Genomic DNA, 16,991 nt, shown 5'->3' on the forward strand with positions numbered 1-16,991 from the left:
GTCGGGACAGGAGAGATGTTGATGCAGGCCAGCAAGGGGAGCGCGCCGGCAGATAAGTTGCCGCGCTATTTCCCGCAGATCCTAGAGACTTTGAAGCGCGTGCCTGGCGGGCGCCTCGATGTCACGCTGTTTGATGGCCGCACATTCCGTGTGCAGGGCGCAGCGCCCGGCCCGGTGGCCGAAATCACCCTGCATGACCCCGAGATTTTCACCCGCCTGATCCGCGAAGGCGACGTTGGCTTTCTGGAAGCCTACATGGAGGGCAGCTGGAGCACGCCCGACCTGATGGCCTTCATGGACTACGTGCATCTGGCCAAGGACAGCCTTGTGCATGGGTTCTCCGGCGGCGCTTTGGTGCAGGCCTATGAGCGGCTGCGCTTTTGGCTGAAGTCCAACAGCAAAGCGCAGGCACGGCGCAATATTTCTTACCACTACGATCTTGGAAACGCCTTCTACGGGCTTTGGCTCGATGACACGATGACCTATTCCAGTGCGCTTTATGAAACCGGGCAGGAAGATCTGGAGAAGGCACAGGTGCAGAAATATGCCGCCATGGTGGATTCGATCGGCGCGAACCCCGGCGATCACATTCTGGAAATCGGCTGCGGCTGGGGTGGCTTTGCCGAATATGCGGCAGCTGAGCGCGGGCTGAAGGTGACGGGGCTCACCATTTCGCGCGAGCAATATGACTTCGCCGTGGCGCGGATGGAGCGGCTTGGCCTGAGCGATCGCGTCACGATCAAGCTGCAGGATTACCGCGACGAAACCGGCACCTATGACGGCATCGCCTCCATCGAGATGTTCGAGGCCGTGGGCGAGCGCTACTGGCCTGTCTATTTCGACTGTGTCCGCGAGCGGCTCAAGCCCGGTGCGCAGGCCACGCTGCAGGTGATCACCGTGCCGGATGAGAACTTTAAGGTCTACCGGAAGAAGGTTGACTTTATTCAGAAATACATCTTTCCGGGCGGGATGCTCCCAAGCCCAGAAGTGCTGCGCCGCGAAGTGGAACGCGCCGGGCTAGCGGTGCGCGGCTCCATCGAGTTCGGCGAGAGCTACTCGATCACCATGCGCCGCTGGTTCGAGAGCTTCAACGCCCAATGGGACAAGATCCGCGCCCTTGGCTTTGACGATCGCTTCCGCCGGATGTGGAACCTTTACCTCACCTCTTGCGCGGCCACCTTTCATAGCGGAAACTGCGACGTGACGCAGATAACGATAACAAGACCGAGCTAAGATCATGCCCACCGCCGCCAAACTCGTCGCCAGTATTGCCTTCGCACTTCTGGCCTACTTCACGAGCGAGTTGGTGAAGCCCCTGCTGGATGAAGGCACGTCCACGAAGTGGTTTTCCGAAGGCAATGCGCTGATCGGCCTGATCGCGGGCTGGCGCATCATGGGGCCGCGGGGCGGGCAGGGCCTGCGGGCCGGCATCGGCATCGGGCTGACGACGAGCGTGGCGATGACGGCGGTTGCCATTTTCCTCTATGCCTGTATCGAGATGCTCAAGCTGTCCCTGCGCAAGACCTACAAGGGTCCGATGGAAGCGGTGGCGGCTGTATTTGAAATAAGCATTGATAACGCGCTGGTGATTGCCGATCCCACGATCATCGGCACTTTGGCGATAGGTGGTATTTTCTGTGGTCTCCTCAGCAACTGGGCCGGGCGGCAATGGCGCTGATCCGGCGGTACGAAAGCTCTTCTTTTACGGCACCCTGAGGCATATTCCCCTTCTGGAACTGGTGCTTGGGCGCAAGCTGCCCGAGGCGCAGCTCGTCGCAACGCGGCTGCCGGAGCACCGCGTCTATGCGGTTCAGGATCAGATTTTTCCGATGATCGTCCAGTCGCCCGGCGGCATGGCCGAGGGGCTTTTGTTCTCGGGGGCTACGGCGGCGGACGTTGAGCGGCTGGAGTTCTATGAGGGCGGGTTCGACTTCGATCTGCGCCCGGTGACGTTGGAAAATGGCGAAGAGGCGCTGGTGTTCTTCCCCGAAGCCAGCCACTGGCAGCCGGGCGCGCCGTGGGATCTGGAGGCGTGGATTGCGGCTTATGGCGCTGTCAACCTGATGGCGGCAGAGGAGTTCATGAGTTATCTGGGCCGCTTCTCCTTTGAGGAGCTGACGCGCCGCTACCCGATGATGTGCAACCGCGCCTGGAGCCGGATGCTTGCGCGCGAAAAGCCACCAGTCAGCCTTGGCAGCGGCAAGGGCAGGGCGGATGTGGAAATCCTATCTCACACAAGGCCTTACAGCTCGTTCTTCGCGCTCGATGAAATCCGGCTCAGGTTCAATCGCTTCAACGGCATCAAGAGCGGTGAGATCATGCGCGAGGTCTTCGTGGGCACCGATGCCATCATCGTGCTGCCCTATGATCCGGTCCGGGATCGGGTGCTTGTTGTCGAACAGATCCGCATGGGCCCCTTCGTGCGCGGGGCCGATGTCTTGTGGATGCTGGAGCCTGTGGCGGGGCTGATCGATCTGGGCGAAAGCCCGGAAACAGCCGTGCGGCGCGAGACGCTGGAAGAAACCGGGCTTAACTTGGGCGATCTGCATCTGGTGTCGCGGGCGTATCCTTCGCCGGGTGCGACGACGGAATATTACCACACCTATATCGCCATCGCGGATCTGCCCGATGATGCGGGGGGCGTGGCCGGGCTGGCCAGCGAGGAGGAAGACATCCGCTCCCATGTGCTCAGTTTCGACCGGCTGATGGAGGTGGTGGACAGCGGCGAGGCGCAGACGGGGCCTCTGGTGATGTGCGCCCTCTGGCTGGCACGGAACCGTGAGCGGTTGCGCGGCGATGCTTGAAGTCCCCATGTGGGGCGCATACTAAAGGGAAAACCGGAACTTCTTGGGCGAGAAAACATGCGCGTGTGCAAAGACCTGCCGGACATGATCGGCAACACCCCCCTGATCCGACTGAAAGGGGCGAGCGAGGCCACCGGCTGCGAGATTCTCGGCAAGGCGGAGTTCCTGAACCCCGGCCAGTCGGTGAAGGATCGCCCGGCTCTGAAGATCATTCAGGAGGCCGTGGCCAGCGGGGCGCTCAAGCCCGGCGGCACCATCGTGGAAGGCACCGCTGGCAACACCGGCATCGGCCTTGCGCTGGTAGGTGCGGCGATGGGGTTCAAGACCGTGATCGTGATCCCGGAAACCCAATCCGAGGAAAAGAAGGACATGCTGCGGCTCGCGGGTGCTGAGCTGGTGCAGGTGCCGGCGGTGCCCTACCGCAACCCCAACAACTACGTGCGCTACTCCGAGCGGCTGGCAAACGAGCTGGCCAAGAGCGAGCCCAACGGCGCGATCTGGGCCAACCAGTTCGATAACGTGGCCAACCGTAAGGCCCACTACGAAACCACCGCGCCCGAGATCTGGGAGCAGACGAACGGCAAGGTCGATGGCTTCATCTGCGCCGTCGGCTCCGGTGGCACGCTGGCCGGTGTGGCCGCTGGCCTGCGCGAACGCTCCGCAGGCGTGAAGATCGGCCTTGCCGATCCCGATGGCGCGGCGCTCTACAACTTCTACGCCCATGGCGAGCTGAAAAGCGAAGGTGGCTCGATCACCGAAGGCATCGGGCAGGGGCGCATCACCGCGAACCTCGAAGGGCTCAAGGTGGATCACGCCTATAACATCCCCGACGCCGAGGCGCTGCCGATCGTATTCGATTTGCTGCAGCACGAAGGGCTCTGCCTTGGCGGCTCCTCCGGCATCAACGTGGCCGGGGCGATCCGGCTCGCAAAGGATCTGGGGCCGGGCCACACCATCGTGACGATCCTGTGCGATTACGGCACGCGCTACCAGTCCAAGCTGTTCAACCCTGATTTCCTGCGCGAAAAAGGCCTGCCGGTGCCGGGCTGGCTTGATGCGGGCCCGCGCTCGATCCCGGGCGTTTTCGTGGACTGATGCGGAACAGGATCCTCGCGCTCTGCTTCGCGGCATGCGCCGCACTGGCCGCTCCTTTAGCGGCTCAGGACGCCACGGCGGAGGATCCCACGCTCACCGCAGCAGGTGACACCGCCGTTGCCGAAGCTGGCGCGGCGGTCGGTCAGGCGATTGGCCTCGAAACGGCACCTGACCCGAAAGAGGAACTTCTCGAGAAACTTCAGGCGGATCTCGCGGAGGGCGGGCCGGATTACGACGCCTGGTTCAAGACGGTCGAACGGGCGCAGGAGGCCATCGAGAACAACCGGGCCTCCGACGCCGCCATGGAGGATCTGCGCGGGCAAGTCGTGGAATGGCGCAGCATCTTTGAGCAGGCGCAAGGGGTCAACGCCGCCCGGATCCGCACGCTTCAGGCCCAGATCGATGCGCTGGGGCCGCTTCCGGAGTCCGGCGAAGAGCCGGCCAATATCGCCGAACGCCGCGAAGAGCTGACCACCCGCATGGCGGTGCTGCGCGAGCCGGTGATCGAGGCGGAAGAAGCCTTCCTGCTGGCCGATGGTATCATCCGCGAGATCGACTCGCTGCTGCGCGAACGCCAGTCCGAGCGATTTTTCGAGCGTGGCCCGAGCCCGCTGAACCCGGCAAGCTGGGTCGCCGGGGGCGAGGCCGTGGAGCGGATGTTCTATCCGGTCTGGACGGAGATCCAATCGGCCTATGCGGTGGAACGGCAATCCCAGCAGCTGCGCCGTCACTTGCCGGAAACGCTCTTTTTCCTTGCGCTTGGCCTGATCTTCACGGTGCGGGGCAGGCGGCTGATGGTGCGCATGGCGCTTGCCGTGCAGGGCGAAGATCCTTCACCGGCGCGTTGGATCCTGGCCTTCATCGTCTCGCTCGGGCAGGTGCTTGTGCCGACTCTGGGCATCGGCCTTCTGGTGCAGGCGGCCTATAGCACCCAGCTCGTGGGGCTGCACACCGATGCGGCGCTGTCCTCCGTGGCCAGCATGGGCTTTGCCTTCTACGTGGCCAGCTGGCTTGGCTCCAACATCTTCCCCAAACGCGGGGCAGGCGGGCGCTTCCTGATCCTGACCCCGGCCCAATGCGCACAGGGCCGCTGGTTCTCCGCCGCCCTTGGCCTGACCTTCGGCATCTACTCGCTGATCGTGGGGATGATCCAGTTTCAGGACATCCCGGCCTCCTCCAAATCCGGCGTCGCCTTCCCGCTGATCATCACGGCAGCGGTGCTGCTGATGCGGGTGGCGCAGCTCATGGTCATCCACGCGCGCAACGTGGCCGAAGACGGCGAGAGCATGACCGTCTTCAACAACCCGAGCTACCTCTTTGGCCGCGCCACCATGGCGCTGGCGGTGGCCGGGCCGGTTCTGGCGGCCATCGGCTATTACAACGCGGCCGTGTCGATCGTCTTCCCCACGATTGCCTCGCTTGCGCTGATCGGCTTCATCGCTCTGATCCAGCGCCTGTTCCGCGAGGCCTTCGCGCTGGCCACCGGCGACAAGGATCGCGTGCAGAACGCGCTGGCGCCGGTGATCCTGAACATTTTCATCATCCTGCTCAGCCTGCCGGTTTTCGCGCTGACATGGGGCGCGCGCTGGACGGACATCACCGAGGCCTGGAAAAAGTTCCAGGACGGTTACGCCTTTGGCGACGTGCGCATCTCGCCCACCGATCTGATCCTCTTCTTCGTCGTCTTCGCCATCGGCTACACTGTCACGCGGCTGGTACAGAGCGCGCTGCGCACCACGGTTCTGCCGCGCACCAAGATGGACGTGGGCGGCCAGCATGCCGTTGTGGCCGCCGTAGGCTACGTGGGCCTCGGCCTTGCCGCGCTGGTGGCCGTGACAAGCGCGGGCATCGATCTTTCGGCCTTCGCGCTGGTGGCCGGGGCGCTCTCGGTCGGCATCGGCTTCGGCCTGCAGACCATAGTGTCAAACTTCGTGTCCGGGCTGATCCTGCTGGCGGAACGCCCGATCTCGGAAGGCGACTGGATCGAGGTCAACGGCCAGATGGGTTACGTGCGCGACATTTCCGTGCGCGCCACGCGGATCGAGACTTTCGACCGCACCGATGTGATCATACCCAATGCCGATCTCGTGTCCGGCGTGGTGACGAACTGGACACGCGGCAACCTGACGGGGCGGCTGATCGTGCCGGTGGGCGTGGCCTATGGCAGCGACACCAAACATGTGGAAACGGTCCTGCGCGAGATCGCCAATGCTCACCCGATGGTGATCGCCAACCCGCCGCCCTCGGTGCTGTTTCGCAATTTCGGCGCCGACGCGCTGGAATTCGAGATCCGTTGTTTCCTGCGCGACGTGAACTGGAAGCTTGCGGTGCAATCGGACATGAACCACGAAATCGCGCGGCGCTTCTCCGAAGAAGGCTTCGAGATCCCCTTCGCGCAGCGCGATGTCTGGCTGCGCAACCCCGAAACCCTGCCGGGCGCGGCCCCCGCACGGCCTGCGAAATCGACGCCGGTGACGGCCAACACCGCCCCGCGCGCGCCGGATACGTCGCCTTCCGATGTGCTGCGCGAAACGCCCGACCTGCCGCCGCCTGACGAGGATGAGTCCGGCGGATCGTGAGATCGTGAGAGGAGATGCCCTGACATGACCACCACCCGCGCGCTGTTCACAGAGAACGCCTATCACAACCTGCTGCCGGGCCGCGTGATCGCCCATACGCCCGAAGGCGGCGTGGTGCTGGAGGCGAGTGTGTTCTACCCCACAGGGGGCGGGCAGCCGGGTGATAGCGGGCGGCTCGAATGGCAGGGCGGCGCGCTTGAGATCGCGACAACGGTGAAGGGCGAGGCCGGTGCCATCGTGCTGGTGCCCGGAGAGCCGAGCCCGCTGCCGCCGGTGGGCAGCGAGGTGCTGCAGCGGCTCGACTGGGATCGCCGCCACCGCCACATGCGCATCCACACCGCGCTGCACCTGCTGTCGGTGGTGATCCCGCTCCCCGTCTCGGGCGGGGCGATCACGGCGGAGAAGGGTCGGCTTGATTTCGACATGCCCGACGCGCCGCAAGACAAGGACGCGCTGCAGGCCGCGCTCAACGCGCTGATCGTGCAGGATCTACCGGTGAGCGAGACCTGGATCACCGATGCCGAACTGGCCGCGAATCCGGGTCTTGTGAAAACCATGTCCGTGATGCCGCCCTCAGGCGCGGGCCATGTGCGGCTGGTGCGGATCGGGGTAGGGGAGCAGCAGGTGGATCTGCAACCCTGCGGCGGCACCCATGTGGCCAGCACAGGTGAAATCGGCCCGGTGCGGCTTGGAAAGATCGAGAAAAAAGGTCGCCAGAACAGGCGCGTGACCCTGTTTCTGGAGGCATGATCCTGGGTGGGAATGCCTTGGGGTAAGAGGCTGAAAAAAATGGCTCAGCCCCCCTTGCATCCCCGCCGCGATTGAGGGTAAACCCCGCGCAACGGAGAGGTGGCCGAGTGGTCGAAGGCGCACGCCTGGAAAGTGTGTAGGCGGGAAACCGTCTCCAGGGTTCGAATCCCTGTCTCTCCGCCATTTACCCAAATTTGATCGAGCAGCGCGCTTTTAAGGCGCGTTCAGGTTTTGCCCATCCAGCCCAGTGTCGCTTCGGTGCTCCCGCCCGGTTTGTATTCCGCACCCAGCGGGGCTGTGTGGCCGAGCGCGGCGATTTGCTCGAACACAAAAGGATAATGCACTTCGCCCACATCGGGCCGGCCCCGCGCAGGGACGCCAGCGAACTGGATGTGGCCGATGATCGGCAGGAGGCGCTTGAGTCGGTTGGTCAGATCACCTTCAGAAAGCTGTACGTGGTAGCAGTCAAACATCAGCTTCAGGTTTTCCGCCCCCACCTGCGCGATCAGGGCTTCGGCTTGCGTGGTGGTGGAGAGGAAATAGCCCGGCGCATCATAGCCGTTCAGCGGCTCGATCAGAATGGTGAGGCCCTTCGGGGCGGCTTGGGAGCAGGCGTAGGCGAGATTGGCCACGAAGGCGTCATGGGCTTTTTCGCCCGAGGCAAAGCCGGCCATCACGTGGATATTGGGCACGCCGAGCGCCACGGCCCAGTCGATGGCCTCATCGATGGCAGCGCGGGCGTCTGCCTCGCGGCCCGGGAGCGCCGAAAGCCCATTTTCACCCGCCGCCACATCGCCGCGCCGGGTGTTGAGCCCCAGCATTGGCAGGCGGGTTTCATTCAGCGCGGACCGAACGGCGGCGCGGTCCTGGTCGTAGGGCCAGTGGCATTCCACCGCGTCAAACCCGGCGGCTTTCGCGGCGCGGATGGCGTCAGGCAACGGCAGTTCGGCCCAGAGGAAGCCGAGGTTGGCGGAAAAGCGCGTCATGCGTCCTCTCCCGGTAGGGTGAGCTGCGCGTTGCGGGCATAGACCTTGGCCACGGCCGCATCGTCTTCGCCGCCCAATCCCATGCCGGCTGCTGCAAGGAACTGCTGGAGCGCGGCGGCGGTAATCGGCGCGCTGAAGCGGGCGTCGCGGGCGATGTCGAGCACGATCCCGAGATCCTTAGGCCAGATGTTGACGGCGGAGTGGGGCGTGTAGTCGCCGTCCACGATATGGGGCGCGCGGTTTTCCAGCATCCAGCTGGAGCCAGCGCACTTCGGGATCACCTCCATGAATTTCTCGGGGCTCACCCCCTGCGTCATGCCGAAGGTCAGCGCCTCGGCCATGGTGGCGATGTGGACCCCGGCCAGAAGCTGGTTCACCGCTTTCATCGCGCTGCCCGCACCGGCGGCCTCGCCCAGTTCAAACACCGTTTCCGCCATTGCCGAAAGCGCGGGGCGCGCGGCGGCGAAGGCCTCCGCCGTGCCCGAGGCCATGATGGAGAGCTTGCCCTGCGCCGCCTTTACGGCCCCGCCGGAGATCGGCGCGTCGAGGTAATGCACGCCGTGCTCCGCACAGCGGGCCGCCATGGCGCGGGCGAAGGCGGGCGGCACCGTGGCGCAGGCGATCACCACCGCGCCGGGGCGCATGGCGGCCACGATCCCGGTCTCGCCGAACAGCACCTCTTCCGTTTGCGCCGCGTTCAGTACCACCACGACAACTGCATCCAGCGCGCCCGCGTGATCGGCCAGAGCGCTGGCCTCGCCGCCGTCCGCGCGGAACCGCTCGGCCTGTGCGGCGTTCACATCGGTGCCCCATGTGCGGTGCCCGGCGCGCAGCACGGAAGACGCGATTCCGTAGCCCATGGAGCCAAGCCCGATCACTGCAATCTGTTGTGCCATTCTATCCCTCGCTGAAAAGTCCGCCCACCGGGGCTTTGACTCCCAGAGTATCGCGCCGCGCGGCGCTGGCAATCGCAACATGGCCCTTTTCGCGCGTAAAAGATTGCAGGCTGGCGCGCGGATTGATAGCGGTAACGCAAACGCGCCATGCCCCGGCGTCACCCGGATTTCAGGAGGCCCCATGTCTGCCAGTTCCACGCCCGTTACCGCCCCCGGCGACAGTGCTTCCCAAACGCCCTGGCGCGCCAGCGAGGCCCACCGCGCCTTCCTCAAGGCCGACGCGCTGCGGCAGTACGATTTCTTCCGGGCGAGCCTCGGGCAAGGCGCGGGATTTCACGTGCTGGGGGTGGACGGCGCTCCGCTGGCAAGCGCAAAGCAGGAGTTGCACACCACCACACGGCTCGTCCATTCCTACGCGCTCGGCCATCTTGCGGGCCTTTCGGGGGCCACGGCGCTGGTGGATCAGGGCATGGCCTACCTGTGGTCCCACCACCGAGACGCCGATCACGGGGGCTACCTCTGGGCGTTGGAGGGCGAGGGCATCGCAGACGCGCGCAAGCTCGCCTATGGCCATGTCTTCGTGCTGCTCGCCGCTTCGAGCGCCAAGGCGGCGGGACATGAGGATGCCGACAGGCTTCTGACGGATGTGGACGGCGTGCTGGATGCGCACTTCTGGGAGGAAGAAAACGGCCTCTTCTGCGATGAGTACAACCGCGATTTTACGCCGTTTTCCACCTATCGCGGCATGAACGCTAATATGCACGGCGTGGAGGCCTTGCTCGGCGCTTTTGAGGCCACGGGGCGGGAGAAGTTCTTGGCCCGCGCGGGCCGGATCCTTGATTTCTTCCTTCGCCGGATTGCGCCTGCGCATGATTATCGGCTGCCCGAGCATTACACCGCTCACTGGCAGGTCGATCCTGATTACGCGGGCGATCCGATGTTCCGCCCCGCGGGCACCACGCCGGGGCATTCCTTCGAGTTGGCCCGGCTTCTGCTGCAGCATTGGGATTTGTCGGGCCGTGCGCAGGATGACAGCCTCAGCATCGCGCGCGCGCTCACCTATCGCGCGTTACAGGACGCATGGGACAATGAGAACGGCGGCCTCTTCTACACGCTGAAAGCGGGCGGTGCGCCAGATATTCGCAGCCGCTACTGGTGGCCCGTGACAGAAGCCATCGGCGCGTTGGCGGCGCTGCAGAAGGCCGATCCGCAACCAGAGGATGAAGACTGGTACCGCAAGCTCTGGGTGTTTGCGTCTGAAGCTTTCATCGACCCCACCCACGGTGGCTGGTTCCCGGAGGTGGCGGTGAACGGCCGCGCTCCGGAAACGCAATTTGCCGGCAAGCCCGACATTTATCACGCGGTGCAGGCCGATCTTCTGCCGCTGCTGCCGGGGCTTTCCGGGGCTTATGGCGAGATCCGAGGGCTCCTAGCTTAAGCGCTGCGCCTATTCGAGGGCCGACAGGCCGCTCGTGTCCATATCGGCAACGGCGTCATTGGCAATGCGGTCAAAATCCTGAGATTTCTTCACGTCTTCGTTGACCTCTTCGGCGAGGATTGCGGCCGAGGCTGCTGTCGAGGCCGCACGCACTTCGTTTTCGCTCACGTCGCAAGCGGAGAGGGCCGCAAAGCCGATCAGCGCCACCCACGGCACCCGTTGTGCTGTGGTGGCCAAAGTTTTGATTTTCGATACACGCATTACCAATTCCTGTCGCTTTGAGAGTAACAGGGAGAACGTAACACGAACATGTTCATTGTCATCTCCCAATTTCGGATTGACCTAACGTAAGCGCGTCCCGCAGGAAATCGATCATCACCCGCACCTTGAGCGGCAGAAACGCCCGGCTCGGGTAGAGCGCCCAGGCGCCGGTGTCAAAGCTCGTCGCGGTGCAGTCGAGATCGGGGAAGAGCGATACCAAACGCCCTGCCGCCAGATCCCGCGCCACCAGCCAATCGGCCAGTAGCACGGGGCCGAGCCCGTCCACCGCCGCCTGCCGCAGCGATAGCCCGTTGGCTATGACAAAGTATCCTGAAACCGGCACCTCGAAGCTGCGGCCGTCGGCCGCGCGGAAACGCCAGCGGTTGCGGTATTCGGGCAGCGCCAGCCGCAGGCAGGGGTGATGGGCCAGATCCTCGGGGTGGGCGATGGGTCCGTGTTGCGCCAGATAGCTGGGCGCGGCGCAGACCAGATAGCGGGTGCGCAAGAGCCGGGTGGAAATCAGGTCGCCGCTGGGGGCGGCGGCCAGCCGGATCGCCAGATCGATGCCGCCTGCGATCAGATCGAGGTTCGTATCCGTGGGCAACAATTCCACCGAAACCTCCGGGTAGCGCGCCCGGAACGCGCCCAGATGCGGCACCACGCACTCATGGGCGAAGGCAACAGAAGCCGTCATCCGCAGGGTACCCGAAGGTTTGCGCGTGGCCTGCGCTGCCGCTTCGCGAGCGTGGTCAAATTCTTCCAGCAGCGGCGCGATGCGGCTCAGGTAGACCGCGCCTTCCTCGGTGAGCGCAAGGGCGCGCGTGGTGCGCTGGAACAGGCGCAGGCCGAGGGTGGCTTCCGCCGTGCCGACGGCGCGGGACACCGACGATGGATCGAGGTTCAATACCCGCGCGACGGCGGCGAAACTGCCGTGTTGCGCGACAAGGGCGAGGGTTTTCAGGGTTGCGATATCCATTAATGCACTATGCGCAATTCATACGCAAATAGAAGCGCTTTCGATTCCATTTCCTCTCGTGAAGCGCGGATTTTTGATCGAAATAGGCCTGAAAATACTAAAACAACAGGCCGGATACATTCATGCGCATTGCGCACGATACCCCTGCTCACAAGTGGATTTTTCCCCGCCACGCGGTCCGCCATGGTGCCTCCATCGCAATTCATGCAAACGGAGAAACCCATGAAACTGCAAAACGCGACCCTACTTATCACCGGCGCAAACCGGGGCGTGGGCAAAGCCTATGTGGAGGAGGCGCTGGCCCGCGGTGCGGCGAAGATCTACGCCGCCGCGCGCGATCCCGAAACCCTCGGCCCCGTCGTGGCGCTGGACCCTGAGCGCGTGGTGCCGATCCGGCTCGACATCACCGATGCCGCGCAGATCGCGGACGCCGCACGCACCGCAAACGACGTGACCCTGTTGATCAACAACGCAGGCGTATTGAGCTTTGGCGGCGCGCTCGACGTGGCCCAAAGCGCAATCGACCGCGACATGGCCGTCAACCACAACGGGCTGCGCGACATGACCCGCGCCTTTGCCCCGGTGATCGAGGTCAATGGCGGCGGCGCGGTGGTGAACATGCTCTCGCTTCTGAGCTTCCTCGCCGCGCCCGGCTTCTCGGCCTACAACGCCTCCAAGGCGGCGGCGTGGTCCATGGCGATGTCCCTGCGCGCCTACCTGCGCCCGCGCGGCGTGCTGGTGGTGAACGCCTTCCCCGGCGGGATCGATACCGAAATGCTCGCCGGGATCGAGGGCCCAAAGGACACAGCCCAGGCCGTGGCAAGCGCGGTGCTCGACGGGCTGGAAGCGGGGGAGGAGGACGTTTACCCGGCGACGGCGGCGGATGTTTATGCCGGCTGGCGGGCCGATCAGAAAGGGCTGGAGGCCGCCTTCGCCGCGATGATGTAGCCTGAAAACGAAAACGGCGCCCCGCGTGGGGGCGCCGTAATCCATCTAGCGATTTACCGCGATCAGAAGTGGGCCGACTGTGTGGTGGCCGGTTTCTGCAGGGGCGGTGCGAATTTGGTGAGGTCTATGCCCTTCACCGCGTTCTTATACTCGGTCAGCGTCGGCGTGCGGCCCAGGATGGCGGAGAGCACGACAACCGGCGTGGAGCCCAGCAGGGATTCGCCCTTCTTGGTTTCCGAGTCCGCCACGACGCGGCCCTGGAACAGGCGGGTCGAGGTGGCCAGAACCGTATCGCCCTTGGCAGCCTTTTCCTGGTTGCCCATGCAGAGGTTACAGCCGGGGCGCTCGAGGTAGAGGATGTTCTCGTACTCGGTGCGGGCTTTCTGCTTGGGAAAGAGATCGTCGAACTCGAAGCCCGAGTATTTCTGCAGGATTTCCCAATCCCCCTCGGCCTTCAGCTCTTCCACGATGTTGTAGGTCGGCGCGGCCACCACCAGCGGGGCCTTGAACTCGACCTTGCCGTGCTCTTCCTCGATGTTGCGCAGCATCTGGGCGACGATCTTGATGTCGCCCTTGTGCACCATGCAGGAGCCGACAAAGCCCAGATCCACCTTCTTCTCCGCCCCGTAGTAGGAGATCGGGCGGATCGTGTCGTGGGTGTAGCGCTTGGAGACATCGGCGTTGTTCACATCCGGGTCCGCAATCATCGGCTCGACGATTTCGTCAAGGTCCACAACCACTTCCGCGAAATACTTCGCGTTGGCATCGGGCTTGAGCGCGGGCTTCTCGCCCGAGCGCACCTCGTTGATGCGCTTCTCGGCCAGATCGATCAGGCGCTGCAGCATGCCGTTTTCATGCTCCATGCCCTTGTCGATCATGATCTGGATGCGATCACGTGCGATCTCCAGCGACTCGATGAGCGTTTCATCCTCGGAGATACAGATGGAGGCCTTGGCCTTCATCTCGGCAGTCCAGTCGGTGAAGGTGAAGGCCTGATCGGCGAGCAGCGTGCCGATGTGCACTTCGATCACGCGGCCCTGGAAGACGTTGTCGCCATGTTGTTTGAGCATCTGCGCCTGGGTGGCGTGCACCACGTCGCGGAAGTCCATGTGATCGGCCATTTCGCCCTTGAAGGTCACCTTCACGGACTCAGGGATCGGCATCGCCGCTTCCCCGGTGGCCAGCGCCAGCGCCACGGTGCCGGAGTCGGCCCCGAAGGCCACGCCCTTGGACATGCGGGTGTGGCTGTCGCCGCCGATGATGATGGCGCGGTCGTCCACGGTGATGTCGTTGAGCACCTTGTGGATCACGTCCGTCATCGAGTGGTAGACGCCCTTGGGGTCACGCCCCGTGACAAGGCCGAACTTGTTCATGAAGGCCATCAGCTTGGGCGTGTTGGCCTGCGCCTTGGCATCCCAGACAGACGCGGTGTGGCAGCCGGACTGGTAAGCACCATCCACGGAAGGAGACAGGATCGTGGCGGCCATGGCCTCCAGCTCCTGCGCCGTCATCGGGCCTGTGGTGTCTTGCGAGCCCACGATGTTGACCTTCACGCGCACGTCGGAACCGGCGTGCAGCACCTTGCCCGGAGTCGCGCCCACGGAATTGGCGTTGAAGATTTTCTCAACAGCCGTAAGGCCTTGGCCCTCAACGCTGATCTCCTTGGAGGGCGCAAACACAACCGGCGGCTCAACACCGAGGATCTCGGCAGCGGTTGTTTGCAGCTTCTTGCCGAAAACAACAGCATAGGAGCCGCCTGCGCGCATGAACTCGAGCTTCTGCGGCGTGAAGGAGGAGGCCATGTCGGCCAGCTCGTTTTCGCCGGTTGCGTCGAACAGCTTCTTCTTCTTCGTGTTGATCTTCAGCACGGTGCCGGTTTCAACGGAGTATTTCTGCTCCAGAACCGGGTTGCCGTCGTTGTTGAGGATCGGCTTGCCGTCCTCATCGACCTTCTTGACCCAGTTCTTCAGATCGACCCCGATCCCGCCCGTCACGCCGACGGTGGTGAGGAAGATCGGCGAGATGCCGTTGGTGCCGGCTACAACGGGGGCGATGTTGACGAAGGGCACATAGGGGGAGGCCTGCTTGCCCGTCCAAAGCGCGACGTTGTTCACGCCGGACATACGGGAAGAGCCCACGCCCATGGTGCCTTTCTCGGCGATCAGCATCACGCGGGCGTTCGGGTGCTGCAGTTTCAACTCCTGAATGTGCTTCTGCGCGGCTTCGTCGATCATGCATTTGCCGTGCAGCTCGCGGTCGGCGCGGGAGTGCGCCTGGTTGCCGGGCGAAAGCAGATCAGTAGAGATATCGCCTTCGGCGGCGATGAAGGTCACGACCTCCACTTCTTCCTCCACTTCGGGAAGCTTGGTGAAGAACTCGGCCTTGGAATAGCTGTCGAGGATGTCGGCGGCGATTTTGTTGCCGGCCTCATAGGCGGCTTTCAGGCGGTCGGTGTCGGCCTCGTAGAGGAAGACCTGCGTTTTCAGCACCTCGGCGGCTTTCGCGGCCGTTGCGGCATCCTCGCCAAGCGCCAGATCCAGCAGCACGGCCACGGAGGGGCCGCCCTTCATGTGGGAGAGCAGCTCGAACGCATAGTCCGAGGTGATCTCGGCCACGGTGGCCTCACCAAGGATGATTTCCTTCAGGAAAGCGGCCTTCACACCGGCCGCGCTCGTGGTGCCGGGCAGCGTGTTGTAGATGAAATACTGCAGCGAGTCGCCCCGGTGGGCGTTGCCGGTGTCCTTGATCTGGGCAATGATTTCAGCAAGCAGCGCGCCGTCATCGATGGGTTTCGGGCTCAGGCCCTCGGCTTTGCGGGCTTCGATTTCTTCAAGGTAGCTGGCGTAAAGGCTCATCGGCGTTTCCCGGGAGTTGAACGTGGCAAGACTGGTGTGACTTTTGGGAGCGGTGAATCCCCGCGCCCTTTCAGTATACCGTTGTATGCAAAATGCACGGGAAATGCAAGAACCCTAAGCGCGACATATCGCACGGCCCGCAGGAAAAACAGGCGAAACCTTGCCGCTTGCGCCGTCCTACGCGAAGCGCCCAAGGCCCCCATTCTGGAGGTCACGCACCGTGAATGCCGCACCCGGCCCGCAATCGGCGGAACCGGAGGCGGCGAAGGCCGAGGGTTAACCGTCGATCTTATGGACAGCCAGCACCGCGGCGATGCCATTTTCGCCGTCAGCCTTGAACTCGATATGCACCTCGTCCCCGCTGCGCAGATATTCCGGCACTTCAAGGTCGCCCGGCAGCGTCCAGACCGTTTTGTCGGTGAGGATCAGCACGCGGTCCACACGGTCAAAAGCGAGCACTTCGCCCTTGGTTTCATCGGCCAGCACCGGTGCCGCCACAAGCAGGAGCGACGCGGCCGACATCATCAGAGTTTTCTTCATTTGGTGGTGTCCCTCCCGAGGACCAAAACGCCCTCCGGCAATCATTACCGAGGAGGCGATCGGGCGGAGCCTCGCGCACGATGAGCGGGATTTGGCCCCGGCTAACCCCCGCGACAAGGCCCCGTGAACATTTATTTGCGCAGGGCCCTTGCAAGCTGATTTCCGGCATCAAATCTCTGTCAGGCCCGCCGCAGACAACCCACGGCCGCTCACATTGCGCCCGCGTCTTGCATCCTTCGACGGACGGTCGAAGCGCCCCGGTACCGTCGGGGCAGTTGAGGGCGGATTTTGGAGACACTCCCCGGGCTTGTTTGGTCATCTCGCTGCGCTCATACGCGCGGCCCCAGACCCCGTGCCTCGACCCATTCGAGCAAAATGCACCGCCTTTATCGGCACAGGTTTCAAGCCCGCCCCGGCAAAACCGGCTCCGGGCACAGTTCGGAAAGAGACATCCCATGAACCATACCATTGCTATTGCCGCCAGCTTCGCCTCGCTGGGTTTGCTGGCCGCCATCTACGCCTGCAACGTGCTCTCCCACCCGGAGAGCTGGCTGCGCAAGGATCTGCCCACGATGATCCTTCTGGCGCTGTTTACCGGTATCTTCCCGCTTGCGCTCACCGCTACCGGGCTTGGCCTGTGGACGGTGGCCACCAACGGGCTTTCGCTGGCCACGCTGCTGGCGGCGGGCACGGATCTTGCGGCGTTCGTCATCGTCGTGGCCACCACGCTGCTGTTCCGTGCCCTGCTCAGGAACACCCGGTTGCCCGGTCATGTCACCGTAACCGTTGCCCCGGCTGCGCCGCGTCCGGCCAACACGCCCGGTGCCCCCTCCAGCGTGAAACACGCAGCCTGAGAGCGGCTG

General features: G+C 63.9%; 15 protein-coding genes and 1 tRNA gene. 10 read left to right on the forward strand and 6 right to left on the reverse strand.

Translation table 11 applies throughout. From position 1 onward, the window contains the following. The first annotated feature begins 15 nt into the window (after window positions 1–15). From KVX96_RS09715 to KVX96_RS09745, 7 genes are all read left to right on the forward strand, one after another. Entirely contained in the window at window positions 16–1,233 is a 1,218-nt protein-coding gene (locus tag KVX96_RS09715; RefSeq protein ID WP_261194203.1) for an SAM-dependent methyltransferase, read from the forward strand. Between the two features lie 4 nt (window positions 1,234–1,237). Next, window positions 1,238–1,678, forward strand: coding sequence for a TrgA family protein (locus KVX96_RS09720; protein WP_261194204.1), 441 nt, complete (start codon window positions 1,238–1,240; stop codon window positions 1,676–1,678). Next, window positions 1,638–2,804 carry an NUDIX domain-containing protein gene (locus KVX96_RS09725; protein ID WP_261194205.1) on the forward strand — a complete coding sequence of 389 codons (1,167 nt, stop codon included), beginning with the start codon at window positions 1,638–1,640 and terminating at the stop codon, window positions 2,802–2,804. Before KVX96_RS09720 ends, KVX96_RS09725 begins: the two co-directional genes overlap by 41 nt. A gap of 57 nt (window positions 2,805–2,861) precedes the next feature. Further along, window positions 2,862–3,899 (forward strand): cysteine synthase A, encoded by a 1,038-nt coding sequence (locus KVX96_RS09730; RefSeq protein ID WP_261194206.1) that lies wholly within the window; start codon window positions 2,862–2,864, stop codon window positions 3,897–3,899. Beyond that, on the forward strand, window positions 3,899–6,478 hold the full coding sequence (locus tag KVX96_RS09735; protein WP_261194207.1) for a DUF3772 domain-containing protein: 2,580 nt from the start codon (window positions 3,899–3,901) through the stop codon (window positions 6,476–6,478). The genes KVX96_RS09730 and KVX96_RS09735 overlap by 1 nt, the downstream gene beginning before the upstream one ends. Before the next feature lie 24 nt (window positions 6,479–6,502). After that, a complete protein-coding gene (locus tag KVX96_RS09740; protein WP_261194208.1) occupies window positions 6,503–7,228 on the forward strand; it encodes an alanyl-tRNA editing protein in 726 nt (241 codons plus the stop codon). 93 nt (window positions 7,229–7,321) lie between these two features. Beyond that, window positions 7,322–7,411, forward strand: a tRNA-Ser gene (locus KVX96_RS09745). A 41-nt stretch (window positions 7,412–7,452) separates the two neighbouring features. Here KVX96_RS09745 and KVX96_RS09750 read toward each other — a convergent pair. Both KVX96_RS09750 and ltnD read right to left on the reverse strand, forming a co-directional pair. Beyond that, entirely contained in the window at window positions 7,453–8,214 is a 762-nt protein-coding gene (locus tag KVX96_RS09750) for a hydroxypyruvate isomerase family protein (RefSeq protein WP_261194209.1), read from the reverse strand. Continuing rightward, window positions 8,211–9,110 carry an L-threonate dehydrogenase gene (gene ltnD, locus KVX96_RS09755; RefSeq protein ID WP_261194210.1) on the reverse strand — a complete coding sequence of 300 codons (900 nt, stop codon included), beginning with the start codon at window positions 9,108–9,110 and terminating at the stop codon, window positions 8,211–8,213. Before ltnD ends, KVX96_RS09750 begins: the two co-directional genes overlap by 4 nt. A gap of 181 nt (window positions 9,111–9,291) precedes the next feature. Between ltnD and KVX96_RS09760 the strand changes: the two genes are divergently transcribed. Next, a complete protein-coding gene (locus KVX96_RS09760; protein ID WP_261194211.1) occupies window positions 9,292–10,548 on the forward strand; it encodes an AGE family epimerase/isomerase in 1,257 nt (418 codons plus the stop codon). A gap of 9 nt (window positions 10,549–10,557) precedes the next feature. Here the strand turns inward: KVX96_RS09760 and KVX96_RS09765 are convergent, their stop codons facing one another. Continuing rightward, a complete protein-coding gene (locus tag KVX96_RS09765) occupies window positions 10,558–10,809 on the reverse strand; it encodes a hypothetical protein (RefSeq protein WP_261194212.1) in 252 nt (83 codons plus the stop codon). A gap of 58 nt (window positions 10,810–10,867) precedes the next feature. Then, window positions 10,868–11,785, reverse strand: a complete 918-nt coding sequence (locus tag KVX96_RS09770; protein WP_261194213.1) for a LysR family transcriptional regulator — start codon at window positions 11,783–11,785, stop codon at window positions 10,868–10,870. Window positions 11,786–12,007: 222 nt separating this feature from the next. Here KVX96_RS09770 and KVX96_RS09775 point away from each other — a divergent pair, with 222 nt between their 5' ends. Continuing rightward, window positions 12,008–12,733: an SDR family NAD(P)-dependent oxidoreductase gene (locus KVX96_RS09775; RefSeq protein ID WP_261194214.1), complete on the forward strand. Its 726-nt coding sequence runs from the start codon at window positions 12,008–12,010 to the stop codon at window positions 12,731–12,733. Window positions 12,734–12,795: 62 nt separating this feature from the next. On the opposite strand, the gene KVX96_RS09780 is transcribed toward KVX96_RS09775, so the two are convergent. Both KVX96_RS09780 and KVX96_RS09785 read right to left on the reverse strand, forming a co-directional pair. Then, a complete protein-coding gene (locus KVX96_RS09780) occupies window positions 12,796–15,588 on the reverse strand; it encodes a bifunctional aconitate hydratase 2/2-methylisocitrate dehydratase (protein ID WP_261194215.1) in 2,793 nt (930 codons plus the stop codon). Between the two features lie 276 nt (window positions 15,589–15,864). Continuing rightward, the gene (locus tag KVX96_RS09785) at window positions 15,865–16,128 is read right to left on the reverse strand and encodes a hypothetical protein (protein ID WP_261194216.1); all 264 of its coding nucleotides are present in this window, start codon (window positions 16,126–16,128) and stop codon (window positions 15,865–15,867) included. Between the two features lie 455 nt (window positions 16,129–16,583). Between KVX96_RS09785 and KVX96_RS09790 the strand changes: the two genes are divergently transcribed. Beyond that, window positions 16,584–16,982, forward strand: a complete 399-nt coding sequence (locus KVX96_RS09790; RefSeq protein ID WP_261194217.1) for a hypothetical protein — start codon at window positions 16,584–16,586, stop codon at window positions 16,980–16,982. Window positions 16,983–16,991: the final 9 nt, after the last annotated feature.

The sequence above is a fragment of the Pseudoruegeria sp. SHC-113 genome (genome assembly GCF_025376885.1).
GTDB lineage: Bacteria > Pseudomonadota > Alphaproteobacteria > Rhodobacterales > Rhodobacteraceae > Pseudoruegeria.

Bases quoted from the DNA above. Each gene is read 5' to 3' on its own strand.
- KVX96_RS09715 (WP_261194203.1), top strand. From the start codon at position 16: ATGTTGATGCAGGCCAGCAAGGGGAGCGCGCCGGCAGATAAGTTGCCG.
- KVX96_RS09720 (WP_261194204.1), top strand. From the start codon at position 1,238: ATGCCCACCGCCGCCAAACTCGTCGCCAGTATTGCCTTCGCACTTCTG.
- KVX96_RS09730 (WP_261194206.1), top strand. From the start codon at position 2,862: ATGCGCGTGTGCAAAGACCTGCCGGACATGATCGGCAACACCCCCCTG.
- KVX96_RS09735 (WP_261194207.1), top strand. From the start codon at position 3,899: ATGCGGAACAGGATCCTCGCGCTCTGCTTCGCGGCATGCGCCGCACTG.
- KVX96_RS09740 (WP_261194208.1), top strand. From the start codon at position 6,503: ATGACCACCACCCGCGCGCTGTTCACAGAGAACGCCTATCACAACCTG.
- KVX96_RS09750 (WP_261194209.1), bottom strand. From the start codon at position 8,214: ATGACGCGCTTTTCCGCCAACCTCGGCTTCCTCTGGGCCGAACTGCCG.
- ltnD (WP_261194210.1), bottom strand. From the start codon at position 9,110: ATGGCACAACAGATTGCAGTGATCGGGCTTGGCTCCATGGGCTACGGA.
- KVX96_RS09760 (WP_261194211.1), top strand. From the start codon at position 9,292: ATGTCTGCCAGTTCCACGCCCGTTACCGCCCCCGGCGACAGTGCTTCC.
- KVX96_RS09765 (WP_261194212.1), bottom strand. From the start codon at position 10,809: ATGCGTGTATCGAAAATCAAAACTTTGGCCACCACAGCACAACGGGTG.
- KVX96_RS09770 (WP_261194213.1), bottom strand. From the start codon at position 11,785: ATGGATATCGCAACCCTGAAAACCCTCGCCCTTGTCGCGCAACACGGC.
- KVX96_RS09775 (WP_261194214.1), top strand. From the start codon at position 12,008: ATGAAACTGCAAAACGCGACCCTACTTATCACCGGCGCAAACCGGGGC.
- KVX96_RS09780 (WP_261194215.1), bottom strand. From the start codon at position 15,588: ATGAGCCTTTACGCCAGCTACCTTGAAGAAATCGAAGCCCGCAAAGCC.
- KVX96_RS09785 (WP_261194216.1), bottom strand. From the start codon at position 16,128: ATGAAGAAAACTCTGATGATGTCGGCCGCGTCGCTCCTGCTTGTGGCG.
- KVX96_RS09790 (WP_261194217.1), top strand. From the start codon at position 16,584: ATGAACCATACCATTGCTATTGCCGCCAGCTTCGCCTCGCTGGGTTTG.